Raw genomic sequence first — 26,574 nt, 5'->3', positions numbered from 1 at the left:
GCTCAGACGCGGTGCAGCAGTCCGGCATGTAACTCTTTGACCGAACGGCAGCCCAGCTGCGCCAGCGTTCGGTCGATTTCCTGCTTCATCGTAGCGATTGTACTGGCCACCAGCGCTTCGCCACCGGCGGCAACGGCGTAGAGCAGCGGTCGGCCAAGCAGCACCGCATCGGCCCCCAGCGCCAGCGCTTTGACCACGTCGGTTCCGCGCCGGAAACCGCTGTCGATCAGCACGCTGAAGTCCGGCCCCACCGCCGCCCGTACCGCAGGCAGCACCAGCATCGGACTGTGCGTACCGTCCAGCTGTCGGCCACCGTGGTTCGACAGCACAATGCCCTCCGCCCCCAGCCGCTGCGCCGCCAGCGCGTCGTCAACCGTCATAATTCCCTTGATATACAGCGGCCCCTGCCAAATTTCACGAACCCAGGCGAGGGTCTCCCAGCTCAGTGCCGGGTCCATCTGGCTGGCAAAGTAGGCCGCACCGCCCGCCCCCCGCTGATATTCTGCCGGGATATAGGGTTTAAGATTGCCAAAGCCCGGCATCCCCTGTGGCATCAGCGTGCGCATCACCCAGCCTGGATGGGTAGCAATATTCGCCATCGCCGCGAGGGAGAGCTTCATTGGCCGCCGGTAGTGGCGCTTGTCGCGCTCGCGGTTGCCGAAATGCACCGCATCCACCGAAACCACCAGTGCCGTACAGCCCGCCTGGCGCGCGCGCTCCAGCAAACTGCGGGTGACATTACGATCTTTCAGCACGTAAAGCTGGAACCAGCGATCGCCGCTGGACGCCGCGGCAATCTCCTCCATGGAAGCGGTCGACACCGTACTCTGAATGTAGCCAATCCCCTGCCCGGCAGCCGCGCGGGCGATCATCTGGTCGGCCTGATGGCGCAGCATGCCGTTATAGCCGGTCGGCGCGACCAGCAGCGGTGCCGCCAGCCGGGTTTGCCCCACATTCGTGCCGGTGTCGCGGCTGGACGCATCCTGTAGCACCGCCGGGGCGAACATCCAGCGGCGGAAAACATCCATATTGTGTTGCAGCGTGGTTTCGTCTTCCGCTCCGCCGTCCACATAGCTAAAGGCGAAGGCGGGCAGCCTGCGCCGGGCTTCACGGCGCAGGTCAGCCGCATTGAGTAGCATACATACCCCTTAACGCATTGATAAAAATTAGGTTATCTTCCGGGCTACCGACGGAAACCCGCACCCAGTCAGTATAACCAGCTTCACGCCATGGCTTCACGATGATCCCGTGTTCGAGCAGTTTTTTTGCCAGATCGCGGCTGTCTCCGCCCGCGCGGAAAAACAGGAAGTTAGCCACGGAAGGGGCAACCTGATAGCCCAGCTCAATCAGCTGCTGACGCATCAATTCCCGCTGTCCGGCGATCAGCGCCACGCTGGCCGCAACGTGGGCCGGGTCCTGCAATGCGGCCAGCGCCGCCGCCTGCGCCGAACGGTTGATATTAAACGGCGTCCGCACGCGGTTGATCACCCCGGCCAGCGCTTCGTCGCTGGCAATACCGTAACCCACGCGCAGCCCCGCCAGCCCCCACGCCTTTGAGAAGGTGCGCAGCACAATCCACGGACGCGGCTGGGCTTGCAATACGCTCAGGCTGTCCGGGTAGTCGCTCAGGTGATGGCAGTATTCGTAGTAGGCTTCATCAATCACCAGAATGCAGTCCTGCGGTGCCTGTTCTATCAGCCGGGTAAAATCCTCGCAGCCCAGCATGCAGCCCACCGGGTTAGAAGGGTTGCTGAGGATCAGCATTTTGGTCGGCTGACTCAGCGCCTGCTGCCAGGCGGGCAGATCGAATTCCATCTGCTGATTCACCGGCACCAGTTCAACCTGTGCGCCCATCATCTGTGGATAGATCTGATGCAGCCCGAAGGACGGCTCCAGCGTCACCACCCGCTCGCCGGGATTGATAAAGGCCAGGCAGAGCAGCTTCAGCAGCTCCTCCGAACCGTTGCCAACCACAATACGTTCGGCCTCCGCCGAGGTCAGTTCCGCCAGCGCATGGCGCAGTTTCAGGCTGGCGGAGTCAGAGTAAATGCCGGTATGGCCCAGATCGGCGCGCAGCGCCGCCGCCACCAGCGGGCTGGCCCCAAGCGGATTCTCGTTGCTTCCCAGGCGGGTAATATGGTCGACCTGCCAGGTTTCACGCACCGCATCGTCCGACATCCCGGCGTTATAGACTCCCAGCTGCAGGGCCTCTTTTCTTGCCAGCTTTTCTATTTGAATCTGAGACATCTGAACTCCGCTCCGTTAATGGAAGATCGTTGCCGCCGCCCGAAGGCCACGGTTCAGGCCACTGCCGCAACAGCAGTGTGTGAGATTAATTTATCTGAAAAGTGTAGATGTATAATCTTGTATAGACAATTGCAATTCATATGCCAGCTGCGCAAAAAACGCGGCGTCAGGCGGCGCGGGTACTGCGGGGGAAAGAGCAGCAAAGCAAGAACGGGAAGCGCCAGCGAAAACGGCACCGTTTCAGTGCATGGCGATGGATGATGGTGCGCCGACGATCCCCTGGAAGAGCGATTATCGAATCAACCCGGGTTCCCATCAGGGCAGAGATTATCGAATGAGTAGTGCTTCCCAACGGTGTAGGGTGTATCCGCGCGATGGCATTAATCGGCAGGCATGTAAGAAGGCGGCTCATCGCGAGCCGCCTCTCAGTCAGACATCAGCGTGCGTTCTTTATCGCGGCGATTAATCGACGTAGGCCGCAGTATGGAAATCAATTTCCCACTGCAGCACCTCGCCGTACAGCGCCGACAGCGCCTGTTTTTCCGCTTCACTCAGCCCGTGGGCGCAGCGGTCCAGCTCTTCTTTCAGCCAGCAGGCCTGCTGATAGAACTCCTCTTCCGCATGCATCTCCACCCAGCGCCGCACGTCGGCATCCTGCTGGCTCTGCTCGCTCACCCGGCGGCACCAGTGGTAGTACATCCACTCGGCGCCGAACATCAGGGTGACGATTTGCGCATAGCTGCCCTGCTGGGCGGTATGCAGCATGCCGTCGCGGAAACGCCGAACGCCGGGGAGATCGTCCGGGTAGTCGGCGGGATCGACCCGGCGCTCCGCCAGCACCTGTTCAAACCAGGCGATTTGCGTATCGACCAGCGCGTTCAGCACGCCGATCAGCCAGCGCTGCTGGCGGATATCCGGTGCCTTACTGACGCCAAGGGCAAATATCGCGATCGCCGTTGCCACGAAGTTACCTTCAAACACCAGATAGCGGTTGAACACCGATTTCGGCAGGCGATCGTGTTCAATATCCAGCACAAAACGGTGCTGCTGCATCGCCCGCCAGGCATCCTGATGTTCACGCAGCAGCCTTTCGCTGAACGTTTCCATCACGCTTCCTCCAGCGCGGCCTGAGCAACGGACATAAAGTGTTTAACGCGGGCCAGATCTACATCGTTCCACCACACGCCGTCCACCTTCATGGTGCTGGCAACAATCACCCCCTGGGTGCGGCCAAGGATCTGACAAATGTTGGCGGGCGTGACGCCGGAACCGACCAGCAGCGGCAGCTCGGTAGCGGCGCGGATCTCGTCAATCTCCTCCATCGTGGCGCTGTCGCCGGTGCGCTGGCCGGTGGCGATGACCGCATCGGCTTCGAAGAAATCGACGTCGCGGGTCAGTTCCTGGATTGAGCGGTCGGCGACGATGGCGTGGCTGCCGTGTTTAACGTGGCTGTCGGCAAAGACGCGAATATGTTCGGCGCGCAGCTGGCTGCGATAGCGCAGTGCCTTCGCCGCCGCCCCTTCGATGAAACCTTCGTTAGCGATATAGGCATTGGCCCACTGATTGACGCGAATAAAATCGGCACCGCCCGCCAGCGCGGTGGCCATCGCCGGAATCGAAGCGTTGGCCAGTACGCTAATTCCCAGCGGCACGCCAAAACGTTCGCGCACCTTCTCGGTAATCACTGCCATCAGCGCCGACGTTTCGTGACCGATATCTTCAGGTTTAGAAAATGGAATATCACCGTGGTTTTCCACAATCAAACCGTGAACGCCGCCTGCGACATAATTTTCGGCATCACGCAGCGCACGCTCAATAATATCACGAACTGATTTACCACGATATTTTGGCGTACCGGGGAATGGGTCACAGTGAATAACACCCATAACGGCTTTTTTACGTGAAAAAATAGCTTGTATTGCATTCGTTTTTTCTGCTGATATAGCAACCATCTTTTCCATCCTATTTAAGGAAACACTATGCGTGTTTATGTCACCGGTAATATTACCGTCGATGAAACCTGGTCAATCGCGGATATTCCGCAAAAAGGCTCCTCGGTTCATGGTATTAAAGTCTCGCAGGATATTGGCGGAAAAGGCGCGAATCAGGCGATCATATTATCCCGCTGCGGAATAGAAACACGTTTAATTGCCGCCACGGGAAATGACAGCAACGGCGTGTGGATTCGCCAGCAAATAATAAATGAACCACTTAGCCTGTTACCGAATGCGTATTTCAACCAACATAGCGATACCTCAATAATTTTAAATAGCGCCGATGGCGATAATGCCATTATTACCACCACCGCCGCCGCAGATGCCTTTTGCCTGGAAGAGATTATTCCCCACCTGGCCGATGCCGCTGCCGGCGATATTCTGCTGCAGCAGGGTAACTTTTCCGTGGAAAAGACCCGTGCCCTGTTCCAACTGGCCAAAGCACGCGGCATGACCACGGTATTTAATCCTTCCCCGGTCAACCCCGACTTTGCTCATCTCTGGCCGCTGATTGATATTGCGGTGGTCAATGAGTCAGAAGCCGCAGAACTCCAGCCCCAGGGCCTTAAGACCTTAGTGATTACCCAGGGTGCTGCCGGTGCCTGGCTGGTCAGCGAAGGCCAGCGCCGGTTCTGCCCTGCGGTCGCCGCTGAAGCCGTAGACACCACCGGTGCAGGGGATACTTTCCTTGCGGTTATGCTGGCATCTGCCCTGCTGCGCGGTGTTTTGCCGGACCCCTTAGCGCTGACTCACGCCAGCCGGGCCGCCGCCATCACCGTCAGCCGCCGGGGAACGTTTAACGCGTTTCCCGGCCAGCAGGAACTCGCCGCCCTGCTAAGCACGGGCGGCGAGTAAGCCTTATTTAAACAGCGAACGGTAACCGTCTACGTTCGCTTTCGTGACTACCGTGGCCGGAACCAGAATGGTTTTCGACACGGTTTTACCGGAGGTAATCGCATTCAGCGCGTTTAGTGCTTCCACACCCATTTGTTTCGGGTCCTGCTGCAGCACGGCGGTGACATAGCCACCGTCAATACCGGTAATCGCCTTCGCTGTCAGATCCCAGCCGAAGACTTTAATGTCCTTCTGCCGACCCTGGTTCTCAACGGCCGCAATAGCCCCCAGCAGCGCCGGTTCGCCGGTGGCATAGATCGCCGTCAGGTCCGGGTTACCGGTGATCAGGTTTTCCGCCGCGGTCATCGCTTTATCCTGAACGTTCTGGCCGTCAACGATGTTTGCTACGGTGATTTTCGGATTGCTTTTCAGCGTCTCTTCGAAGCCCTTCTGCCGCTGGTTCTGGATCGCCGAGTTCAGCGCGCCCACAATGCCGACGCGCGCCTTACCACCCATTTCTTTCTGCACGTAATCCACGAAGAATTTACCAATGATTTTACCGCCTTCGATATTATCCACGCCGACCTGTGCCGCCTGCGGCCCGGCCGGTAATACCGCATCGATGGCGATAACCGGTATATTGGCTTTTGCCGCTTCTTTCACCGCAGGCATAATGCCGTTAACGTCGATGGCAGCGACCATAATTCCCTTCACGCCCTGCTGAATATAGTTCTCAATCGCGTCATTCTGAGCAACCGGGTTATCGTTGGAGTTGAAAATCACCACATCCTTACCGCTGGCTTTTGCCGCTTCCTGCGCGCCTTTATTCATCTGATTAAAAAACAATGCCTGCTGATTAATTTGAATCAGCGCATAGTCTGGGGTGGCGGCACTGGCAACAGAAATAAGGCTGCCCGATGCGATCAGAGCAGTTGCCAGAGCAATAAAACGCAGTTTTCCGGTGTTTAATAACATCATCATTATCCTCGTCGGGAATAGGCGATAGCCAGCAGGTTTCTGCGCGCAATGCAAACGCAGAAGGATTATTTTTTTGGCGGGCGAATATCGTGTGTATGGCTGAAACAGCAAAAAGCCGTTCAGCTAAGACCTGCTTTCTCACATTCCGGCAACCGGTCCGTTTCGGTGCGCGACTGGAATGGTTCGAGCGGGTTTGGGAATGAATTCCCGGATGATGCGGTAAACTGCTTATACAATTCTCCGCTGCTCAATTTTTGTCAAGCATTTATTTAACAATTTATTCACCAGAAAAATTGCTGTATTGCGCGCGCGTAACTGTGCTACAGATAGCCCTCTCTGGCAGAAACGGCGCAGAAAATGAGTGTAAAACGCGTATTGTTATCCGATGTGGCAAAGCAGGCGGGGCTGTCAAAAGCCACCGTATCACGCTATATGAATCGCAATATCGTGCTGCCGCAGGAGACGATTGACCGTATTGAAACCGCGATCCGCGACCTCGACTATCGTGGCAATAGCCTGGCGCGTCGCCTGAGTAAAGGCGGCAGCGAAACGCTGGGCCTGGTGCTGCCCGATATCACCAACCCCTTCTTTGCCGAACTGGCCGACGCCGCCGAAGAGGCCGCCTCCGCCAGCGGCTACAGCCTGGTGCTGTGCATCACCCGCAATAACCCGGACAAAGAGTGCCAGTTTATCCGCTGGCTGGATACCTGCCAGGTGGACGGCCTGCTGTTCACCACCAACCGCCCGGATAACGGTCTGCTGCGCAAAGAAATTAAGCGCCACCAGCGCATCGTACTGCTGGATGAGGATATTCCGGGCAGTAAAGTACCGAAAGTGTTTGCCGATAACGTGCAGGGCGGGCGCATCGCCACCGAAAAACTGATTGCCGCCGGGCACCGGCATATCGCGTTCGTTGGTGGCCCCGATGCGCTGATGAGTGTGCGCGAACGCTATCAGGGCTTTTGCACCGCCATGAAGCAGGCCGGACTGAGCTGGCCGCCGGAATGGGTGATGTACGGTGACTATCAGCGCGAGTTCGGCCAGCGGGCCTTGAAGCACCTGTTCAGCCAGCCCGTGCGCCCCACCGCCGTTTTTGCCGCCAGTGATTATCTGGTGCTGGGCCTGCTGGACGGCCTGCGCGCCAACGGGTTGCAGGCTCCTGCCGCGCTCTCGCTGGTCGGGTTTGACGATGCTAACTATGCCGATTTTACCCAGCCGCGTATTTCCACTATCCGCCAGCCCGCGCGCGAGCTGGGGCGCACTGCGGTGAGCATCATGCTGCGCCTGTTGAACAACGAAAAAGATATCCCCTCTGAAACCCGCCTGCCGGTTGAATGGATTGGTCGAGACTCCATCAGGATTTGTTAAGCGCGTCCCAAAATGGCGCAAAAGCGCCCAGTTTTGGCGCAAAAAGCGTTCAATTTAAATTCTCTTCGTTATAATCAGTAAACCGGTTTACCTTCGAATATTTAAAAAATTCGTTGTGTTACAGCGAGTTAAACCCACGGGCTGCTGTGTTTTTTTTGCCCTGGCATGGATGCTGCAAAGACTAACTGGCGAACAAATATCGTAATAGCGTTTGACCTGACCATGTTGGTGAAAGCTCCATTCCACAGGTAAACCGGTTTACAAGATGTAAACCGTGTTGGATGGATGACTTTCCCGCAGGCGGGCGAACATTTCCCGGCAACAGCGATGGGAGTTATCAGATGCAGCAGCCCCAGACTACCCCGCCACGGGTAGAGATGATCAACATCACCAAGACCTACGGGTCGATACGCTCACTGCGCGGCGTGAACCTGGAGATTGCTCCGGGTGAAGTGCTCGGACTGGTGGGCGATAACGGCGCAGGGAAATCCACCCTGACCAAAGTGCTTTCCGGCGCGGTGATTCCCACCAGCGGCACCATCCGCATCGACGGCGAAGCGCACCAGTTTGCTAACCCGGCGGATTCCCGCCGCTGCCATATCGAGATGGTCTATCAGGATCTGTCGCTGTGCGACACGGTCGATGTCGCCGGTAATTTGTTTATGGGCCGCGAGCCGATGAAATCGGTACTCGGTATCCCGTTCCTTGACGAAGCCAAAATGCACGCCGATGCGCGCGAGATGCTGAAGGGGCTGGGGATTTCCATTCCCGATACCCGGCTGCTGGTGCGCAATCTTTCCGGCGGTCAGCGCCAGGCCATCGCCATCGCCCGTGCGGCGGCGTTCGACCCGAAAGTGCTGATTATGGACGAGCCCACCGCCGCGCTGGCCGTGGCGGAAGTGGAAGCGGTGCTGGAGCTGATCCGCCGCGTTTCCGCCCGTGGAGTGAGCGTGATCCTGATTACCCACCGCCTGCAGGATCTGTTCCTGGTCTGTGACCGGATCATGGTGATGTATGAAGGCACCAACGTCGCTGAACGCCGGGTCGCGGACACCGATCTGAGCGATATCGTTAACCTGATTGTGGGCGAAAAATTCACCGCTCGCTCTGCCGCCGCACACTGAGGTAACAGGATGAGTATCATGAACTTAAGCAGCTCTCGCATGATCCAGCACTCGCTGCCGCGCCGCCTGCTGCATAACCACTCGGGCGTCGTCAGCATCGCACTGTTTTTCGTCTTCTGCTGCGTGGTGTTTTCGCTGATCACCAGTAACTTCCTCACCGGTACCAACTGGCTGAACATCGTTCGCCAGAGTGCGCCGCTGCTGATCGTCGCCACCGCCATGACGCTGGTGATCACCACCGGCGGGATCGACCTGTCGGTGGGGTCCACCCTCGCGCTGGTCGGTGCCCTTTCCGCTATCGCTCTGAATAACTGGGGGCTGCCGTGGCCGGTCGTCCTGCTGGGCGGCCTGCTGCTCGGCGGGCTGGTCGGCGCAATTAACGGCTTTTTCATCGCCTACGAAGGGATACCGGCGTTTATCGTCACCCTCGCCACCCTGGCGGTCGTACGCGGTATCGCGCTGTTGGTCACTCAGGGCTATTCGATTCCGGTGCCTGAAGACAGCCTGTTTACCCTGATGGGCCGCGCCTGGGTGCTGGGGATTCCGATGCCCGCACTGATCGCCATTATCGTGCTGATTGTCGGCCATTTCGTCCTCAATCATATGCGTTTTGGCCGCTACGTGACCGCCATCGGAGCCAACGCCGAGGGCGCGCGCCGCAGCGGGATCAACACCAAAGCCGCCACGATGAAGGTGTATATCATCAGCGGCATGGCCGCCGCACTGGCCGGAATGATTATCACCGCCCGCCTCGGCAGCGGTTCATCTAACCAGGGGGAAGGCTTTGAGTTACAGGTGATCGCCGCCGTGGTGCTCGGCAGCACCAGCCTGTTCGGCGGCTTCGGCACCATCATCGGCACGCTGCTGGGCGCGCTGTCGATTGCGGTGATCCAGAACGGGCTGATCCTCTCGCACATTTCACCGTTCTATACCCAGATCGCCACCGGCACCATCATCCTGCTGGCCATCTGGCTGAACACCCGCATCCTCAACCCCACGCGATCTGCGGCGAAAGGATAGCTGATGAAAGGATCAATTTTTCGCCATCAGCACCCGCTGCCGGTTGGCGTTAGCAGCGGCTATGTGATGACGGTGCTTGGCCCGCTGCCGATTGCGGAGATGGGCGTGACGCTGATGCATGAGCACATCCTGTTGGATGCCTCCGGTAAGTGGGTGCCGCCGTGCTGCTGTAGCGATCGTCATCTGGCCGAGATGCCGGTGAAGATGGAAAACCTCGGCGAGCTGTCGCTGAATCCGCTGATGAGCCGCGATAACTGCCAGCTGTTTGACGCCGATCTGGCGATTGAGGAGCTGACCAAATACCGCGCGCTCGGCGGGGAAACGGTGGTCGACCCGACCAATATCGGCATTGGCCGCGATCCGAAGGCGCTACAGCGCATCTCGCGCCTTACCGGGCTGAATATCGTGATGGGCACCGGGCTGTATCTGGAGCCGTCGCACCCCGAGTGGGTGAAAACCACCAGCGTGGAGCAGCTGACCGAAAAGCTGATCTACGACCTCGGCGGCGCGGAGGAGAAACCGGAGGTGATTGCCGGGCTGATCGGCGAAATCGGCATCTCCAGCCGCTTTACGCCGGATGAAGAGAAGTCGCTGCGCGCGGCGGGCCGTGCCAGCGCGGCCACCGGCGTGCCGATTGAGGTACATCTGCCGGGCTGGGAGCGGCTGGGGCATAAGGTGCTGGATATTCTCGAGCAGGAAGGGGCCGATCTGCGCCATACGGTGCTGTGCCATATGAACCCGAGTTTTGCCGACAAGCGCTATCAGCGCGAGCTGGCGCAGCGCGGCGCGTTCCTGGAGTACGACATGATCGGCATGAGCTACTACTACGCCGACGAATCGGCCCAGTCGCCGTCCGACGAGGAAAACGCCCGCGCCATTCGCGAGCTGATAGACGACGGCTTTATCCAGCAGATTTTGCTGTCGCAGGACGTGTTCCTGAAAACCATGCTGACCCGCTACGGCGGCCACGGCTATGGCTACATTCTCAAGCACTTTGTCCCGCGCCTTAAGCGCCACGGCGTCAGCGGTGAACAACTTGAAACCTTAATGATCGGTAATCCCCAGCGGGTATTTGGCGGATAAAAAGGAAAACAGATGAAGAAGAAAATTTTACTGGTGGGTGAATCCTGGACCAGCACCTCGGTACACGTGAAAGGCTTCGATCAGTTTGCGACTGCCACCTGGCACAACGGCGCAACCGACTTCCTGGCCGCGCTGGCGGACAGCAATTATGCCATCACCTATATGCCCGCCCACGCGGCGGCCACCGACTTCCCGCTAACGCAGGAAGGGCTGGCGGAGTGGGATGCGATTATCCTGTCGGATATCGGTGCCAACACGCTGCTGCTGCACCCGGATACCTGGCTGAAAAGCCGCCGTACCGCCAACCGCCTGACGCTGCTGCATGACTACGTGGCTAACGGCGGCTCGCTGATGATGATCGGCGGCTATTTCAGCTTCCAGGGGATCAACGGCGGTGCGCGCTACCGCAACACGGCGGTGGAGAAAGTGCTGCCGGTACGCTGCCTGGCCTGGGACGACCGCATCGAAACGCCGGAAGGCTGCTATGCCGAGGTCACCGAATCGCACCCGGTATTTAACGACATTCCGGGCGAATGGCCGTGGCTGCTGGGCTATAACGAAGTGGAGATGCACCCGGAGGGTAAACTGCTGGCGACCGTGTCCGGCAGCGGGCATCCTCTGCTGGCGGTGCGCGAATACCAGCAGGGCCGCTCGCTGGTGTGGACCAGCGACATGTCCGCCCACTGGCTGCCGGAAGAGTTTGCCAAATGGCCGGGCTATCGCCAGCTGTGGGTGAACTGCCTTGACTGGCTGACGGAACGCGGCTGATGGCGGCGGATACCACGCTTGAACTGGCCCGGCAACTGCTGGGCTTTAACACCATCAACCCGCCTGGCGATGAAGCCGACTGCATGCGCTTTTTTGCCGGGTGGCTCAGCGACCACGGTTTTGAGGTTTCCCTCTCGTCGTTCGGCGAGGGGCGCAGCAATCTGGTCGCCCGCCTGCCCGGTAACGCACCGGGCAGACCGCTGGCGTTTACCGGCCATCTGGATACCGTGCCGCTCGGCAACGCATCGTGGCAGTTCGATCCTTTTGGTTCGCAGATCGACGGCGATCGTCTCTACGGTCGGGGATCAAGCGACATGAAAGCGGCGGTGGCGTCGTTCGCCGTCGCCTGCGTTCAGCACCGTCAGAAAATCCTTCACGGGCGCGGCGCGGTGCTGCTGATCACCGGCGGCGAGGAAACCGGCTGTGACGGCGCGCGGGCGCTGATCGAAGCCGGGGATCTGCCGGAGATCGGCGCGCTGATCGTCGGTGAACCGACGGCCAACTACCCGGTTATCGGGCACAAAGGCGCACTGTGGCTGCGCTGCGAAACGCGGGGCAAAACCGCCCACGGCGCGATGCCGGAGCTGGGGATTAACGCCATTTATCTGGCGGCGGATGCGCTGGGCAAAATCCGCCACTTCTCGCCGGGTGCGCCGCACCCGCTGATGAAGCAGCCTACGCTGAACGTCGGGCGTATTGAGGGCGGTCTGAACATTAACTCGGTGCCGGACCGCACGCGTTTTGATGTCGATATCCGCAGCGCGCCGAATCTTCAGCACGCCACTATTCGCGAGCAGCTGGGTGCGCTGCTGGGCGAAAACGTCACCCTCACCACGCTGGTCGATCTGCCAGCAGTGCTGAGCGAAGAGCGCCACGCCTGGATTCGCCAGGTGTATCATCGCTGCCAGCCGCTGCACGATGCCCCGCTGACACCGCGCGTGGTGCCCTACTTTACCGATGCCTCGCTGCTGCTGCCCGCGCTCGGCAATCCGCCGTGCATTATTCTCGGCCCCGGCGAGCCGTCGATGGCGCACCAGACCGACGAATACTGCCTGCTCAGCCGACTGGCAGAAGCGGAGCAGCTGTACGCGGAAATCATTCAGGACTGGATGGATTAACACCGCCGCCGGGCCGTCCGGCAGCTTTTCAACTGCGCATGCGGGTTATCCCGGCAGAGAAGCCTGCCCGCACATCATCACGTCTTCGAAGCATCAGCAACAAATTAATCGGCCGCGAAGTCCTGCGCCTCGGTCGCCAGCAGCGCCCGATGCAGCGTCTCGGCAGTGACAGCAAACGGCAGTCCGCCCAGACTCTTCTGTGGGAAGCGGATATCGGCAGCGATCTGCGCAATGCGTGCCGCTCTGTCGCCTGCCAGCGCGGGCAGCCGCAGCGGGCTACGGTAGATTTTCAGCAGGGAGAGCAGCTGTACATCCGGCTGGCCGTGTTCCACCAGCGACTGAAGCAGCAGGCTGAACCCGACTTTTTCGCCGTGCAGCCAGTCGTGCAGCTCCGGCTGATGGGTCAGCGTATCGTGGATGACGTGCGCCAGCCCCGGCGTATCCAGCTCGCCGCGCACGCTGTTGGCTAAACCAGCCAGCACGATATTGGCCTCAATCACCTTTTCCAGCGCCTGCGTCACCTGGTGCCGTTCATTCGCCGCGACCGCCTCTTCGCCCCAGCGCAGGAACGCATCGTACGCCTGCCTGGCCGCTGAGACTTTTACATCCAGCGCCAGATGGTGCGGGTTGTGCCGCTGCCAGGGATCGAACTCTACCCATTTCGCCAGCGCATCAACGATGCCGGAGCGCAGATAGCGCACGTCGGCGCGGGCGATAATATCACTGTCGACCAGGATCAGCGCAGGCATAGCGTCCAGCGCCCGGCTGTCGAGATGGCCGCCCTCTTCGTTGTAGATAATTGCCAGCGGCGACCAGGCGGCGCAGGTGGCCGCCAGCGTCGGCAGCGCAAACAGCTGGCGATCGCCCAGCGCATCGTTAACGGCTTTCGCGGTATCCAGCACGCGCCCGCCGCCGATGGCCAGAATCCCTTCCGCCCCCTGCTCCAGCAGGTTGTGGCGGAACTGCGCAATCGCCGCATCGGTACATTCGCCGGTTAAATATTCCACCTGCCAGCGCAGGCCAGCGCGATTCAGGCTCTCTTCCAGCGCCGGGTTCACCGCCCGCCAGGCCTGCGGCGAGGTGAGAATGCGCAGATGGCCGACCAGCGGACGAATGCGCTCGCCGACCTGATGGATCAGGCCCGGCTGCTGAATATAGTTGCCCGGCGACTTGATGGTGAACTGCGCGGGCTGAAATTGTGGGTTTGCCAGACTCATAGCGTCCTCTTCACTCAAAAGAAAGTCTATCCTGCTCTTTGCCAACGCGCCGGGCGACAGCCACCTGGCAGCATGTCTGCTGTCGGCGGCATAGCGAAGAGCCCCATTACTCGCCGCTGAGATTGCTCGCCGCGAACTCCTGCTCTTCCGCGAAGGCCACAAACGTCGGCGGCAGCCAGGCGGTCACCTCAGGAAGCGGTTCATCAAAGCGGGCGATCTCCACGAAGCAGGTCTGCGCGGTGCTGCCCTGGCCGAGCCGGGAGCTGCCGATATCGGTGGTTAATACGTTCGGGTTGCCGTGTTTATCCAGCGAGCGGTTTTCCTGTGCGTTCAGCGGATCGTACCAGGCCCCGGTAGAGATCTGCACCACACCGGGCCGGATATCCTCGGTGAGATGCACCCCCGCCAGCAGCGCGCCGCGATCGTTAAACACCTTCACGATGTCCCGCTCGCCGATGCCGCGCGCGGCGGCGTCCTGCGGGTGCATCCACAGCGGCTCGCGGCCGTTAATTTTGGTCTGCTGACTGACCGAACCGTGATCGTACTGGCTGTGCAGTCGCGTGCGCGGCTGGCTGGAGAGCAGATGCAGCGGCCAGCGCTGGCGCTGTTCCTGCTGGGCATTCTGCTCATCGGTGTGCCAGTAGGCGTGGCCCGGCGCTTCGCGATAACCAAACGCGGCAACCGCTGCGGAAAACAACTCGATTTTCCCCGACGGCGTGGACAGCGGCGCGGCATCGGGATCGTCACGGAACGCCTTCAGCAGGATCTGCGGCACGTCGGGTGCGGCATATTCCAGCTTGCCCTGCGCCCAGAAGGCCTCGAAGTCGGGCAGCTGAATGCCGTCCTCTGCGGCTCGCGGCCGGGATTCGTGATAAATCCTCTCCAGCCAGCCGCGCACGCTGTGCCCTTCGGTAAACTGCGCGGCGAAATCCAGCTTTTCCGCCAGCGCGCTGAAGATGGCGTAATCATCACGCGCTTCCCCCTGCGGCGGCAGATGCTGGCGCATGGCGATCATAAAGCCGTCGTTGCTGGCGCTGCCGATATCTTCCCGCTCCAGTGAGGTGGTAGCGGGCAGCACGATATCGGCGAATTTGGCCTGGGCGGTCCAGTACTGTTCATGGACGATCACCGTTTCCGGTCGCCGCCAGCCGTCAATCAGCCGATTGAGATCCTGATGATGATGGAAGCTGTTGCCGCCCGCCCAGTAAACGAGGCGGATATCGGGATAGGTTAAGGTCTGACCGTCGAATTCGTAGTGTTCACCGGGGTGCAGCAGCATATCGGTAATACGCGCCACCGGAATGCGCACGCTGACCGCGTTGCGGCCCGCGGGCATGCGCGGGCCGGAGAAGCGCCGCCGTTCGGCTCCGGCGAGGTTGGTGGAGGCATAGCCGAAGCCGATGCCGCCGCCGGGGGTGCCAATCTGCCCAAGTAGTGCGGTGACCGCCACCAGCGCCCAGTAGGCCTGTTCACCCTGCCGCGCGCGCTGTACCGACCACGCCATATTGATCATCGTTTTCTTCTGTGCCATCTGCCGCGCCAGTTGACGGATGGCCTCCGCCTCCAGCCCGGTGAGGGTTGCCGCCCACTCGGGGGTCTTCGCTTCGCCGTCGTCCTCGCCCTGCACGTAGGCAGCAAAGCGCTCAAAACCGACCGTACAGCGGGCGATAAAGTCCTGGTTAACCAGACGTTCGGCAATCAGCACCTGGCACACCGCCAGCAGCAGCGCGGTATCGCTGCCGGGCCGGAGCGCCAGCCATTCGGCATCGCCGACGGCGGCCAGATCGTTGCGCACCGGGCTGACGTTGATAAAACGGCAGCCGTTGGCGCGCAGGGTTTGCAGCCAGTGGTCGAGGGCGTGATCGTTGGCCCCGCCGCCGTTCACCTGGGCATTTCTCAGCGGCAGGCCGCCGATGGCAACAAACAGTTCGCAGTGTTCAGCCAGTACCGGCCAGTGGGTGTGCTGGCGCTGAAGATCGTCGAGATCGCCGAGAATATGCGGTAAAACCCGCTCTCCGGCGGCGATACTGTACGTGTTAGTGCTGGCGGTATAGCCGCCAAACTGATTGAGGAAGCGGTGCAGCTGACTTTGCGCATGGTGGAAACGCCCGGCGCTCGACCAGCCGTAGGAACCACCGTAGATGGCCTGATTGCCGTGGGCGTCTTTCACCCGCCGCAGCTCGCCGGCCACCAGCGACAGCGCCTGCTCCCAGCTCACTTCCACAAAGGGTTCTTTACCGCGCCCCTCACGATTCGCCGGTTTTCCCTGCAAATAGCCGAGCCTGACCGCCGGTCGCCGCACGCGGCTGTTGCCCTGCACCGCGCCCGGCATCGAGAAACCAATCTTCGACGGATTGCGGTCCCACTCCACCGGCTCGACGGCGGTCAGCACGCCGTTATCGGTGGTCACCCGGTAGGTGCCCCAGTGGGTGACGGTCAGTCGTTTATCGGCTTCGGCCTGCTGGCTCATGGTGCGCTCCGGGAGTTAGTGCATGGTCATTCCGCCAGTGACGTTAATCGCCTGGCCGGTCATATAGGAGGACAGCGGGCTGGCGAGAAACAGCACCACGTTGGCGACATCTTCCGGCTGCGCGGTGCGGCCCAGCGGCACCTGCGAACAGTCTTCGGCATAGATATCCTCCGCCGTCAGCCCACGCAGTTTACCGCCCAGCTCCCGTTCGTGCCATTTCATCGGTGTTTCAACGATGCCGGGGCAGACGGCGTTAACGAGGATGTTGTCGCGGGCCAGCTCAATCGCCGCCACCTTGGTTAAACCCAGTACCGCATGTTTAGAGGCGACATACTGCCCCATCAGGCGATAGCCGTTTTTCCCCGCCTGCGAGGCGATATTGATAATGCGGCCGTAGCGCTGGGGCTTCATCAGTGCAATAGCGGCCTGCGAGGCGTAGCCAACGCCCTTGACGTTCACGTCGAGGATGCGCTGCCAGGCCGCCTCATCCAGCTCGTCGATGCGGCTCATCGCCGACACGCCGCAGCTGTTGACCAGGATATCCACGCGGCCAAACTGCTGCTGCGCCACGGCAATCAGCTCACCCGCCTGTTCAGGTCGGGCGATATCGCAGGGCAGCCACAGCCAGCGGTCGCCGGTTTCCCGTGCGGTGATGGCGATGTCGCCCACCACCACGCTGGCACCGGCCTGATGCAGCAGCTCGGCAATGGCCCGCCCGATTCCCTGCAGGCCGCCGGTGACCACCGCCGTCTGCCCCCGGAGATCGATGGCAACCATCAAACCACCTGACGGGAAAAGGCGTCAGTACTGATCCCGGCCGCCAGCACCTGGCGCGCATACTCTTTCGCCGAGAACAGCGAGTGATCGCGATAGTTGCCGCACTCCAGCGGCGTCACCGCCGGTACGTCGGTGGCATCAACCACCCGCTCCAGCACGCGGGTCAGCGCGGTAGCGATGGTTTTCGGATCGCGGTTATCCCACAGGATGAGATAGAAGCCGGTGCGGCAGCCCATCGGGGAAATGTCGATCACGCCGTCCAGCTCTTCACGCAGGCCAAAGGCCAGCAGGTGCTCCAGCGTGTGCAGCGCGGCGGTCGGGATGGCATCCGCATTCGGCTGCAGCAGGCGCAGGTCATATTTTTCCACCACGCTGCCCAGCGCGTGTTTTTCATTACCGGCCACCCGCACATACGGGGCGATGACTTTGTTGTGGTCGAGGGTAAAGCTCTCTACTACTGGCATACGGTTTCTCCTTACGATTATTCGCGACGTATCCGGCGCGCCAGACGCGTGCCGAAGGTCTGTAAAAGCTGCACGATAACGATCAGCACCAGCGCGGTGCTCAGCGTGGCAAAGGCATCAAAACGCTGGTAGCCGTAGGTGATGGCCAGGTCGCCGATGCCGCCGCCGCCAACGGTGCCCGCCATCGCGGTGGCACCCAGCAGGCCGATGGTGGCGGTGGTCAGCGCGAGGATCAGCGATGATGCGGCCTCCGGCAGCATAAAGTGCCAGATGGTCTGAAAGGTGCTGGCACCCATGGCGTTGGCGGATTCGAGAATGCCGTCACCCACCTCCAGCAACGAGCTTTCCACCAGCCGGGCAATATAGGGGGCGATAAACACCACCAGCGGCACAATCGCACCGGGGGTGCCGATGGTGGTGCCGACCAGCCAACGGGTGACCGGCAGAATGGTGATCAGCAGGATGATAAACGGCAGCGAGCGCAGGATATTCACCACTGGATTAAGGATCTGGTGCAGCGTGCCGTTCGGCAGAATGCCACCGGGGCGGCACAGCACCAGCACGATGCCCAGCGGGATGCCGAGCAGCGCGCCAAAGCCCAGCGAGACGCTGACCATGATCAGCGTGTCGTACAGCGCCAGCAGGAACTGATCGCCGGTGATGGCGGTATCAATAAATTCAAACATCGCTGATTTTCACTCCTGCGTCATGGAGGTAGCGGATCGCCGCGTCGATATCCGCCGCTTCTCCGCCGATCTGCACGATCATAAAGCCGAGAATGGTGCTCTGAATTTCAGACATGTTGGCAAACAGGATATTGACCTCCACCGGATACTCGCGGATCAGCCGGTTGACGATCGGCTGCTGCGCGGTCTGCCCCACGAATTCCAGCCGCAGCGCCCGGCTCTGCCTCTGCTGCTTGATGCGCGCCACGGTCTGCTCCGGCAGGCGATCGTGGATCACCGACTGCACAAAGCTGGCGGTGACAGAATCTTTCGGCTGCCCAAACAGCTCAAGCACGTTACCCTGCTCAACCACCTGCCCGTTGGCCATCACCGCGACTTTGTGGCAGATTTTCTGCACTACCGACATTTCATGGGTGATCAGCACGATAGTGATGCCGTAGCGGCGGTTAATTTCCTGCAGCAGCAGCAGGATCTGCACGGTGGTGTGCGGGTCCAGCGCCGAGGTGGCCTCATCACACAGCAGGATCGACGGGTTGGTGGCCAGCGCACGGGCAATACCCACGCGCTGCTTTTGCCCGCCGGAAAGTTCATCGGGATAGCTTTCGGCTTTATCGCTGAGGTTCACGAAGGCCAGCAGCTCGCTCACCCGTTCGCGGATAAAGGCTTTATCGCGGCCCTGTAAGATCAGCGGGATCGCCACGTTGTGAAATACCGTGCGCGAGTTCAGCAGGTTAAAGTGCTGAAAGATCATGCCGATATCTTTCTTCACCTGGTTCAGCTGTTTCTTACTGATGCCCTGCAGCGACAGATCGTTAATCAGCACATCGCCCTCGGTGGGCGCTTCCAGATGGTTAATCAGGCGCAGCAGCGTGCTTTTTCCCGCGCCGCTGGCACCGATAACGCCGAAGATATCGCCCTGATTAATCGTCAGGTTGACGTTATCCAGCGCAAGGAAGCTTTCTCCCTTGCGGGTAAACGTTTTGCTGACCGAGTTAAAGCGGATAACCGGCTGACTCATTTGAAATAGCTGGGCTGCAGGTAGCCGTCGTACTGCGAATGGGTGGTGATATAGGTTTTAAACTCGGCGGAGTGGTAGCCCGCCACGATGTCTTTGGCGAACTGCGCGTCTTTATTTTTACCGGCCACCGTCACCACGTTAATAAACTGGCTGGTTGGCGTTTCCAGCTTCAGCGCCGAACTTAATTTCATCCCGCTGGAAACGGCGAAGTTGCCCTGAATGAGGCCGAAATCCACGTCCGGCAGCGCGCGAACCTGCTGGGCGTTATCCATCTCTTTCAGCACGATTTTGTACGGGTTTTCACTGATGGCTTTCTGCGAGAAGGTCGCCGGGTCGATATCGGCCTTCAGTTTGACCCAGCCAAGGCTTTGCAGCACCAGCAGGGCGCGATATTCATTAGGCGCCTGGTTCGGCACCGAGATCACCGTACCCGGCTTCGGGGTATCCAGCGTGTTGAGCTTGCCGGCATAGAGTCCCATCGGCGGGGTTGGCACCTGCACAATGCCGACGTTATCAATACCCAGACGTTCGTTGACCGATTTTAAATATACCGGGTGCTGCATAATATTGGCTTCAATATTACCCCGCGCCACCGCATCGTTAACCTGAATACCGTCGCTGAAATCTTTATACTCGACTTTATATCCCTTCTTGATCAAAAATGGTGCAACGCCATTCTGGAACTGCTCTTTATAAGGGCCGGGGTTAAAACCCACACGAATTAATTTATCATCGGCATGCGCTGTCGAAATAACTACAGCAGAAGACAATAAGGCAACAACCAGTCCGCTAATCAATGACCTGCGCATAGAAATACTCTCTCCGGTGAAGTGCTGAATATAAAATAAATGATTCCAATATACTCAGGACTTTGCAGCGAAAGTGAATTCTGCTCAATATCTTTATTGTGCTAACCTTATCCATTATTCTTTATTGCATTTTTTGCATATCGATATCTTTTTTTATCTTTTTGTCGCCGGAAAATTTCATTTTATGCGCCGATAGGCTATGCGATAGTCCGGTTATTAATGGCTTTTATCGAGAAGTATTATGCCGGTATTTTCTGCTTCCCCCCTTTTAGATCAATTAGAAGAGAATCTGTTTAGCGCGCTGGAAAAAATGGCAGCGCAGATTGACACCTCGCAGCGTCCGCTGATTGACCTTTCTTCCGGCAGCCCGCGCCAGCCCACTCCGGCAGCGGTGGTCGCCACGCTGCAATCCGCCGCCGCGCAGCCGGAAAACCACGATTACCCGTCGTTCTGGGGCAAACCCGCGCTGCGCCAGGCGATCGCCCGCTTTTATCAGCGCCAGTACGGGGTAGAGCTGGACCCGGACAGCGAGATTGCCGTTTTCCACGGTTCACATATCGGCGTCACCGGCCTGCCGCGCGCGCTGCTCGCCCCCGGTCAGTATCTGATTTCGACCGATCCCTGCTACCCGATTTACCGTTCGGCCGCCGCACAGGCGCAGGCGCAGTTTTACGGCATCCCGCTGCACGCTAAAAACCAGTTTCTGCCGGACTTTACCGAAGTGCCGGAAGCGGTTTCCCGCGAGGCCGGTCTGCTGATGCTCAACTATCCGCATAACCCGACCGGGGCGGTGGCGACCCCGCAGCTGTTTGACGATGCGCTGGCGTTCGTCCAGCGGCTGAACGTTCCGCTGCTGCACGATTTCGCCTACTCGGCGATTGGCCGCCATGCGCAGGAAGCACCGCCCAGCCTGCTGTCGCAGCCGGAAGCTAAAGAGTGGGCTGTGGAAATCTATACGATGTCGAAAACCTTCCTGATGGCGGGCTGGCGCTTTGGTTTCGCCGTCGGCAACGCCTCGGTGATTAGCGCATTTAAAAAGCTGCACACCCACAGCTACAGCACAGTGTTTGGCGCGGTGCAGGATGCGGCGATTACCGCGCTGGATCTGCCGGAGAGCGCGGTGGCGGAGTTTGCCGCGCTTTACCATCGCCGCCGCGAGCGGGTCATCCGCGCGCTGGAAGCGATGCGCTGGCCGGTGGATGCCCGCCAGGGCACCTTCTTCCTCTGGCTGCCGGTGCCGACGGGTTACAGTTCGCAGCAGTTCACCGAACGCCTGCTGCACGAGGCGCAGGTACTGGTTGCCCCCGGCCACGGTTTCGGTACGGGCGGCAAAGGGTTTGTACGCCTGAGCCTGACCGCCAGCGACGAGGCGCTGGATGCATCGCTACAACGGATTGCGGCACTGAAATTGTTTAGCTGATGCAGCTGGATCGGCTGGCGGCATTTACAGTACCCCGTAACCCGGCAAGCTCTCCTACCCTGGTTTGAGCATAAAACTTATCGGCTTATGGGCCAGCGCTTAGCAGTCTGCATCATCGCCTCAGCGTAAAGCTCCTCTGCCAGCGGTCACCAGCCAGTCAGCGATGGGTGTGCTCACTCCCCCTGTAGCGTCGCCACTATCCGCCGCTCGCCGCCGTGAATACGGTGCTCGCCCAGATAAATCCCCTGCCAGGTGCCTAACAGCAGCCGCCCACGGCTGACCGGCAGCAGCAGCGACGTGCCGAGCAATGAGGATTTAATGTGCGCTGGCATATCGTCCGGGCCTTCGTAGTCATGCTTGTACGGCGCGTTTTCCGGCACGTGGCGCAGAAAGTGCTGCTCCATATCGCTGCGTACCGTGGGATCGCAGTTTTCATTCAACGTTAATGAGGCCGAGGTGTGCTGCAACAGCAGATGCAGCAGGCCGGTCTGCACATCGCTCAGGCGGCGCAGTTCTCCGAGGATCTCATCGGTGACGAGGTGAAAACCGCGCGGTTTGGCGTTCAGGGTGAGGGTTTGCTGATACCACATTGTCTGGCTCCTTAACGTAACTGATGCGATAAGTGTGCCGCATATGAGGCAAAGGTAAACCGGAAAGCGTTGAAACAGGGAACTCAGGGGGAAGAAGCTTGGTGCTCTGGTGCATTGAAGGGCTGAAGGGTTGAGGGAGCAGCAGATTGGCAAATGGTAGATAAGCCGATAAGCCGATAAGCCGATAAGCCGATAAGCAGGTAAGCAGATTGGCAGATTGGCAGATTGGCAGATTGGCAGATTGGCAGATTGGCAGATTGGCAGATTGGCAGATTGGCAGATAAGAATAACTGGCCGGGAGTTCCCGGCCAGCAGAACATCAGATTACCGCAGCGATAGCTTCGGCCACCTGACGCACGTTGTTATGGTTCAGACCGGCGATGCAGATACGGCCGCTGGCGATCAGGTAAACACCGAACTCGTTGCGCAGGCGATCAACCTGGGCCGCGCTCAGGCCGGTGTAGCTGAACATGCCGCGCTGCTTCAGCAGGTAGTCGAAGTTTTTACCCGGTACGGCCTCGCCCAGCACGTCCACCAGCGTCTGGCGCATTTCCTGGATGCGCACGCGCATCGCTTCCACTTCCGCCAGCCAGTTGGCCTTCAGATCGGCATCGTTCAGCACGCAGGAAACCACCTGGGCACCGAAGTTCGGCGGGCTGGAGTAGTTGCGGCGTACGGTGGCTTTCAGCTGGCCCAGCACACGAGAAGCTTCTTCCGCATCGTCACAGACGATTGACAGACCACCGACGCGCTCGCCGTACAGCGAGAAGATTTTCGAGAAGGAGTTGCTGACCAGCGCGGGCAGACCTGCCGCGGCGATAGCGCGGATCGCGTAGGCATCTTCTTCCATGCCGCCGCCAAAGCCCTGATAGGCGATGTCGAGGAACGGGATCAGCTCGCGCGCTTTCAGCACTTCGGTCACTTTATCCCACTGATCGTTATTCAGGTCCGCACCGGTCGGGTTGTGGCAGCACGGATGCAGCAGCACGATGCTCTGTGCAGGCAGGGAGTTCAGTTTTTCCAGCAGCGCATCAAACTTCACGCCGTTGGTTTCCGGGTCATACCACGGGTAGGTATTCACCGTGAAGCCGGCACCGGCAAAGATAGCCACGTGGTTTTCCCAGGTGGGATCGCTGACCCAGACCTGTGAATTCGGGAAGTAGTGTTTAAGGAAGTCAGCACCCACTTTCAATGCACCTGAACCACCCAGCGTCTGAATGGTGGCGATGCGGCCCGCTTTCAGCACAGGATGTTCCGCGCCAAACAGCAGAGGAGCCACCGCGCTACGGTAAGGCGGCAGACCTTCCATCGGCAGATACAGTGACGCCATCTGCGGCTTCGCGTTCAGCAGGGCTTCCGCTTTCGCCACGGCATCCATCTGCGGAATTGCACCCTGTGCGTCGTAATACAGGCCGATGCTCAGATTGACCTTGTGCGCACGATCGTCCTGCTTGAAGGTTTCCATCAGGGTGAGAATTGGATCGCCAGCATAGGCATCAACATTTTGAAACACGGTGCAGATCTCCATTTAATAATCAGTCATTCTGACGGCGGTTAACCCCGCGTCACATAGTCATCCAGAGGATATTACACGAAGTAACGGCCCGGGCGATGGTTCATGGCAATAATCAGGTTCAGGATCAGCGCGCCAATAATTGAGGCCACCAGCATTTCGCGGCTGACCACAAACAGCGAAGCCAGCACCACGCAGGTGTCGACGCCCATTTGCAGCTTACCGGCGCGGATGCCGTAGCGATCCTGCAGCCACAACGCGAGGATATTGATGCCCCCGAGGCTGGCCTTATGGCGGAATAACACTATAAACCCAATGCCCGTTACCACGTTACCGAACAATGTCGCATAAAATGGGTCCAGTGCCGCAAAATGAATAAACATCGGGTGCAGTTGGGAGAACAGTGACACCAGGCCGACCGCACAGAAGGTTTTGATGGTGAACGCCCAGCCCATACGTTTCACCGCCAGCCAGTAAAACGGCAGGTTGATGGCGAAGAAGGCCAGACCAAAGGTACTTTTGGTGATGTAGCTAATCAGGAAAGCGATCCCCGCCGTGCCGCCGGTCAGCGCACCGGCCTGCTTCATCAGCGTCACGCCGAAGGAGACCATCAGCGTGCCCAGCACGATCGCCATGATGTCTTCGACCAGGGTATGGGGGATTTTTGCGGGTTGTTCTACGACGTTATCCATCTTGTTTCTCGGGGGCTAAGTTGTGCGATTATCTCCCTGATAGTTAGCAAAAATCGCACCATTTCAGAGTGCGCGATGGCCCCTGAATCGTCCCGAAGAATTAACCCGTTGAATAAAATGCGCTTTAATTTTACATTTTGTGCGTAAAAATCGATTTTTGCCGTCATTTCGCGCACAGTTTGCGAGTTATGCGCACGATGCACGCATCAGCAATGATGCAATTGCACGAAAACAGTGCACCAGTTGCACCGTTTTCGTGCATCGCCCTCAGCTCTGCGCCAGCATGCCGTTCTCTTTCAGGCGGTCCAGCACCACCGAGGTTTTCACGTGTGCGACGCTTTTATGCCCGGCCACCAGCTGACTAATCAGTGCACTCAACCCCGCCAGATCGGCCACCGCCACCTTCAGCAGATAATCGGCATCGCCGGTGGTTTTGTAGGCGTCAACGATCGCCGACTGCTCCGCCACCATGCGGTGGAAGCTGTCAACGTACTCCTGGGTGTGGTTGATCAGGCGCACTTCAATCAGGCCAATCACCCCCATGCCCACCGCATCCGGCGACAGCCGCGCGTGATAACCGAGGATCAGGCCCGCCTGTTCAAGATTGATGCGGCGGCGGGAGCACTGAGAGGCGGATAGCCCGACCAGGTCACTCAGTTCCTGGTTGGTCAGCCGCCCGTTGCTTTCCAGTAAAGTCAGTATTTTAAAATCAAAATCATCGATCTGGGTCATCGTCATTCCATGCCGGTTCAGGGGACAGCTTACTGACAGATAACCGTATTTTTTGTCGTGTTGTCCAACACTATTTTTCGCGGGGGGATGAAACGCAGATCGATGCGGCGGGAACGGCGGCCCCATGCGAAGCCGCCCGTTTAACGTTGTAGATTACTCGTCGTCGTACTGCGGACCGGCGTAGTTATCGAAGCGCGACCACTGGCCGTTAAAGGTCAGGCGCACCGTACCGATAGGTCCGTTACGCTGTTTACCGAGGATGATTTCGGCCACGCCTTTGAGGTCACTGTTCTCGTGATACACCTCATCGCGGTAGATAAACATGATCAGGTCGGCATCCTGCTCGATGGAGCCGGACTCACGCAGGTCGGAGTTGACCGGGCGCTTATCCGCACGCTGCTCCAGCGATCGGTTCAGCTGCGACAGCGCCACTACCGGCACCTGCAGTTCTTTCGCCAGCGCCTTCAGCGAGCGGGAAATTTCGGCAATTTCCAGCGTACGGTTGTCCGACAGCGACGGCACGCGCATCAGCTGCAGGTAGTCGATCATAATCAGGCTGAGACCGCCGTGCTCGCGGAAGATGCGGCGGGCGCGGGAACGCACCTCGGTCGGGGTCAGACCGGATGAGTCATCGATAAACATGTTCTTCTTTTCCAGCAGGATCCCCATGGTGCTGGAAATACGCGCCCAGTCCTCATCATCGAGTTGGCCGGTACGAATTTTGGTCTGATCCACGCGCGACAGCGAGGCCAGCATACGCATCATGATCTGCTCGCCGGGCATCTCGAGGCTGAAAATCAGCACCGGCTTATCCTGCAGCATTGCGGCGTTTTCACACAGGTTCATCGCAAAGGTCGTTTTACCCATCGACGGACGCGCGGCGACGATAATCAGATCCGAGCGCTGAAGCCCGGCGGTTTTTTTATTGAGGTCCTGATAGCCGGTATCCACGCCGGTCACGCCATCGTGCGGCGTCTGATACAGCGATTCGATACGGCTGATGGTGGCTTCGAGGATCTGATCGACGCTTTTCGGCCCTTCATCTTTGTTGGCGCGGTTTTCAGCGATCTGGAATACGCGGGATTCCGCCAGATCGAGCAGATCTTCACTGCTGCGCCCCTGCGGATCGTAGCCCGCGTCGGCGATCTCATTGGCTACCGAGATCATTTCGCGCACAACCGCACGTTCGCGCACGATGTCGGCATAGGCACCGATATTCGCCGCACTTGGCGTGTTTTTCGACAGTTCGGCAAGATAGGCAAAGCCGCCTACCATGCTGAGTTCGCCTTTGGTTTCCATCGATTCGGAGAGCGTAATCAGGTCAATGGGCTTACCCATTTCCAGCAGGCGCTGCATTTCCGCGAAGATCATGCGGTGCGGACGGCTGAAGAAGTCCTGCGCCACCACGCGTTCAGAGACGTTATCCCAGCGTTCGTTATCCAGCATTAAACCGCCCAACACCGACTGCTCAGCTTCCAGCGAGTGCGGGGGCAGCTTCAGACCTTCCATCTGGCGATCGCGCGGCTCTCGGTTTTCGAAGGATTTGTTGGTGGGTTTATTTCCTGCCATAGTGATGTGCTACCAAAAATCTTGTGGGGGACGCGTAAGTATACTCGTTTGCGCCGCTGCCGTCCTCCTGCATTAAGTCCTAA

At 59.2% G+C, this 26,574-nt stretch carries 25 protein-coding genes; 8 read left to right on the top strand and 17 right to left on the bottom strand.

Annotated elements, in window-relative coordinates; all coding sequences use genetic code 11:
• Window positions 1-2: 2 nt before the first annotated feature.
• The 4 genes from JOE09_RS10180 to JOE09_RS10165 all read right to left on the bottom strand — a co-directional run bounded on the left by JOE09_RS10180 (window position 3) and on the right by JOE09_RS10165 (window position 4,199).
• A complete protein-coding gene (locus JOE09_RS10180) occupies window positions 3-1,139 on the bottom strand; it encodes an alpha-hydroxy acid oxidase (protein ID WP_205065690.1) in 1,137 nt (378 codons plus the stop codon).
• Window positions 1,120-2,247: a histidinol-phosphate transaminase gene (hisC, locus tag JOE09_RS10175; protein ID WP_205065689.1), complete on the bottom strand. Its 1,128-nt coding sequence runs from the start codon at window positions 2,245-2,247 to the stop codon at window positions 1,120-1,122. Before hisC ends, JOE09_RS10180 begins: the two co-directional genes overlap by 20 nt.
• A gap of 462 nt (window positions 2,248-2,709) precedes the next feature.
• Complete coding sequence (locus tag JOE09_RS10170) at window positions 2,710-3,354, bottom strand: TenA family protein (protein WP_205065688.1); 645 nt, start codon at window positions 3,352-3,354, stop codon at window positions 2,710-2,712.
• A complete protein-coding gene (locus JOE09_RS10165) occupies window positions 3,354-4,199 on the bottom strand; it encodes a BtpA family protein (protein WP_205065687.1) in 846 nt (281 codons plus the stop codon). Before JOE09_RS10165 ends, JOE09_RS10170 begins: the two co-directional genes overlap by 1 nt.
• A 27-nt stretch (window positions 4,200-4,226) precedes the next feature.
• On the opposite strand from JOE09_RS10165, the gene JOE09_RS10160 reads away from it, so the two are divergent.
• Complete coding sequence (locus JOE09_RS10160; protein ID WP_205065686.1) at window positions 4,227-5,096, top strand: ribokinase; 870 nt, start codon at window positions 4,227-4,229, stop codon at window positions 5,094-5,096.
• Between the two features lie 3 nt (window positions 5,097-5,099).
• Here JOE09_RS10160 and JOE09_RS10155 read toward each other — a convergent pair whose 3' ends face one another.
• On the bottom strand, window positions 5,100-6,053 hold the full coding sequence (locus tag JOE09_RS10155; RefSeq protein WP_205066135.1) for an ABC transporter substrate-binding protein: 954 nt from the start codon (window positions 6,051-6,053) through the stop codon (window positions 5,100-5,102).
• A gap of 357 nt (window positions 6,054-6,410) precedes the next feature.
• On the opposite strand from JOE09_RS10155, the gene JOE09_RS10150 reads away from it, so the two are divergent.
• From JOE09_RS10150 to JOE09_RS10125, 6 genes are all read left to right on the top strand, one after another.
• Window positions 6,411-7,421 carry a LacI family DNA-binding transcriptional regulator gene (locus JOE09_RS10150; protein WP_205065685.1) on the top strand — a complete coding sequence of 337 codons (1,011 nt, stop codon included), beginning with the start codon at window positions 6,411-6,413 and terminating at the stop codon, window positions 7,419-7,421.
• 377 nt (window positions 7,422-7,798) lie between these two features.
• Window positions 7,799-8,545, top strand: a complete 747-nt coding sequence (locus JOE09_RS10145) for an ATP-binding cassette domain-containing protein (protein WP_205066134.1) — start codon at window positions 7,799-7,801, stop codon at window positions 8,543-8,545.
• Between the two features lie 18 nt (window positions 8,546-8,563).
• Window positions 8,564-9,565 (top strand): ABC transporter permease, encoded by a 1,002-nt coding sequence (locus JOE09_RS10140; protein ID WP_205065684.1) that lies wholly within the window; start codon window positions 8,564-8,566, stop codon window positions 9,563-9,565.
• Window positions 9,566-9,568: 3 nt separating this feature from the next.
• Entirely contained in the window at window positions 9,569-10,648 is a 1,080-nt protein-coding gene (locus JOE09_RS10135) for a phosphotriesterase family protein (RefSeq protein ID WP_205065683.1), read from the top strand.
• Window positions 10,649-10,660: 12 nt separating this feature from the next.
• On the top strand, window positions 10,661-11,416 hold the full coding sequence (locus JOE09_RS10130; RefSeq protein WP_205065682.1) for a glutamine amidotransferase: 756 nt from the start codon (window positions 10,661-10,663) through the stop codon (window positions 11,414-11,416).
• Window positions 11,416-12,534: a M20 family metallopeptidase gene (locus JOE09_RS10125; protein ID WP_205065681.1), complete on the top strand. Its 1,119-nt coding sequence runs from the start codon at window positions 11,416-11,418 to the stop codon at window positions 12,532-12,534. The genes JOE09_RS10130 and JOE09_RS10125 overlap by 1 nt, the downstream gene beginning before the upstream one ends.
• Before the next feature lie 104 nt (window positions 12,535-12,638).
• Here JOE09_RS10125 and JOE09_RS10120 read toward each other — a convergent pair whose 3' ends face one another.
• The 7 genes from JOE09_RS10120 to JOE09_RS10090 form a co-directional block, all read right to left on the bottom strand.
• Window positions 12,639-13,751, bottom strand: coding sequence for an iron-containing alcohol dehydrogenase family protein (locus tag JOE09_RS10120; protein ID WP_205065680.1), 1,113 nt, complete (start codon window positions 13,749-13,751; stop codon window positions 12,639-12,641).
• Window positions 13,752-13,857: 106 nt separating this feature from the next.
• Complete coding sequence (locus tag JOE09_RS10115) at window positions 13,858-16,221, bottom strand: molybdopterin-dependent oxidoreductase (RefSeq protein ID WP_205065679.1); 2,364 nt, start codon at window positions 16,219-16,221, stop codon at window positions 13,858-13,860.
• A gap of 15 nt (window positions 16,222-16,236) precedes the next feature.
• Window positions 16,237-16,998, bottom strand: coding sequence for an SDR family NAD(P)-dependent oxidoreductase (locus tag JOE09_RS10110; protein ID WP_205065678.1), 762 nt, complete (start codon window positions 16,996-16,998; stop codon window positions 16,237-16,239).
• On the bottom strand, window positions 16,998-17,462 hold the full coding sequence (locus JOE09_RS10105) for an S-ribosylhomocysteine lyase (protein ID WP_200543043.1): 465 nt from the start codon (window positions 17,460-17,462) through the stop codon (window positions 16,998-17,000). The genes JOE09_RS10110 and JOE09_RS10105 overlap by 1 nt, the downstream gene beginning before the upstream one ends.
• A 17-nt stretch (window positions 17,463-17,479) precedes the next feature.
• Window positions 17,480-18,148 (bottom strand): methionine ABC transporter permease, encoded by a 669-nt coding sequence (locus tag JOE09_RS10100; protein WP_205065677.1) that lies wholly within the window; start codon window positions 18,146-18,148, stop codon window positions 17,480-17,482.
• Window positions 18,141-19,166: a methionine ABC transporter ATP-binding protein gene (locus JOE09_RS10095; RefSeq protein WP_205065676.1), complete on the bottom strand. Its 1,026-nt coding sequence runs from the start codon at window positions 19,164-19,166 to the stop codon at window positions 18,141-18,143. The genes JOE09_RS10100 and JOE09_RS10095 overlap by 8 nt, the downstream gene beginning before the upstream one ends.
• Window positions 19,163-19,975 carry a MetQ/NlpA family ABC transporter substrate-binding protein gene (locus JOE09_RS10090; RefSeq protein WP_105592288.1) on the bottom strand — a complete coding sequence of 271 codons (813 nt, stop codon included), beginning with the start codon at window positions 19,973-19,975 and terminating at the stop codon, window positions 19,163-19,165. Before JOE09_RS10090 ends, JOE09_RS10095 begins: the two co-directional genes overlap by 4 nt.
• Window positions 19,976-20,216: 241 nt before the next feature.
• Here JOE09_RS10090 and JOE09_RS10085 point away from each other — a divergent pair, with 241 nt between their 5' ends.
• The gene (locus JOE09_RS10085; RefSeq protein ID WP_205065675.1) at window positions 20,217-21,395 is read left to right on the top strand and encodes an aminotransferase class I/II-fold pyridoxal phosphate-dependent enzyme; all 1,179 of its coding nucleotides are present in this window, start codon (window positions 20,217-20,219) and stop codon (window positions 21,393-21,395) included.
• Window positions 21,396-21,568: 173 nt separating this feature from the next.
• On the opposite strand, the gene JOE09_RS10080 is transcribed toward JOE09_RS10085, so the two are convergent.
• The 5 genes from JOE09_RS10080 to dnaB form a co-directional block, all read right to left on the bottom strand.
• Window positions 21,569-21,985 carry a secondary thiamine-phosphate synthase enzyme YjbQ gene (locus JOE09_RS10080; protein WP_105592290.1) on the bottom strand — a complete coding sequence of 139 codons (417 nt, stop codon included), beginning with the start codon at window positions 21,983-21,985 and terminating at the stop codon, window positions 21,569-21,571.
• 319 nt (window positions 21,986-22,304) lie between these two features.
• Window positions 22,305-23,498 carry an amino acid aminotransferase gene (locus JOE09_RS10075; protein WP_172606572.1) on the bottom strand — a complete coding sequence of 398 codons (1,194 nt, stop codon included), beginning with the start codon at window positions 23,496-23,498 and terminating at the stop codon, window positions 22,305-22,307.
• Window positions 23,499-23,572: 74 nt separating this feature from the next.
• A complete protein-coding gene (locus JOE09_RS10070; protein ID WP_200543038.1) occupies window positions 23,573-24,190 on the bottom strand; it encodes a YitT family protein in 618 nt (205 codons plus the stop codon).
• A 267-nt stretch (window positions 24,191-24,457) separates the two neighbouring features.
• Complete coding sequence (locus tag JOE09_RS10065; RefSeq protein WP_205065674.1) at window positions 24,458-24,922, bottom strand: Lrp/AsnC family transcriptional regulator; 465 nt, start codon at window positions 24,920-24,922, stop codon at window positions 24,458-24,460.
• 153 nt (window positions 24,923-25,075) lie between these two features.
• The gene (dnaB, locus tag JOE09_RS10060) at window positions 25,076-26,491 is read right to left on the bottom strand and encodes a replicative DNA helicase (protein WP_105592294.1); all 1,416 of its coding nucleotides are present in this window, start codon (window positions 26,489-26,491) and stop codon (window positions 25,076-25,078) included.
• Between the last annotated feature and the right edge of the window lie 83 nt (window positions 26,492-26,574).

The organism is Pantoea coffeiphila (assembly GCF_016909495.1).
Lineage (GTDB): Bacteria > Pseudomonadota > Gammaproteobacteria > Enterobacterales > Enterobacteriaceae > Erwinia > Erwinia coffeiphila.
This window is presented reverse-complemented; position numbering and strand designations above follow the sequence as displayed.